Annotated in this window: 1 pseudogene; it reads right to left on the minus strand. The window is 66.8% G+C overall.

The features are described from left to right. Positions 1-443 (minus strand): annotated as a pseudogene (locus tag LU671_RS29345) (T6SS effector BTH_I2691 family protein); the annotation flags it as partial.

Here is a 443-nt window from a genome sequence, read left to right on the forward strand (position 1 = left end):
TGGACCCAGGCGAGGCGTTGCGCGTTGCACTCCTGGACCATGCCGACGGGGTCTGGCACCGTCAGCGCGAGCACGCCGTCGGCGAGCTCTTCGCGTTGTATCAGGGCAGCGATGTACGTGCGCGTGGCCGCCAGGCGCTCAAGGCGAGGGTAGAAGCCATGGACGCTGGTGAAGGGGCCGGTGCTGGGCACGGCGTATTCCAGGACCTCGTCGAGTTGCAGGCGGTCTGCGCGCATGGCCCGGCCCACACTGGCGGGCGCTTCGCGGGCCGCTTTCAGGTCGAGTGCGAGGAAGCGGCTGGTGAGCTCGGGGTCGTTGTTCGCGATGGCGTGCTTGTACTGGTCCAGCACGGGCTTGGGCCAGGGGTCGTTGGCGAAGGCGATCCAGGCGGTCGAGTACAGCAGGGTGTTGATGTTGATGAACGACGCGATGACATCGTGATG

Origin of the sequence: Pseudomonas sp. NMI760_13 (genome assembly GCF_021283245.1) — a bacterium.
GTDB lineage: Bacteria > Pseudomonadota > Gammaproteobacteria > Pseudomonadales > Pseudomonadaceae > Aquipseudomonas > Aquipseudomonas peradeniyensis.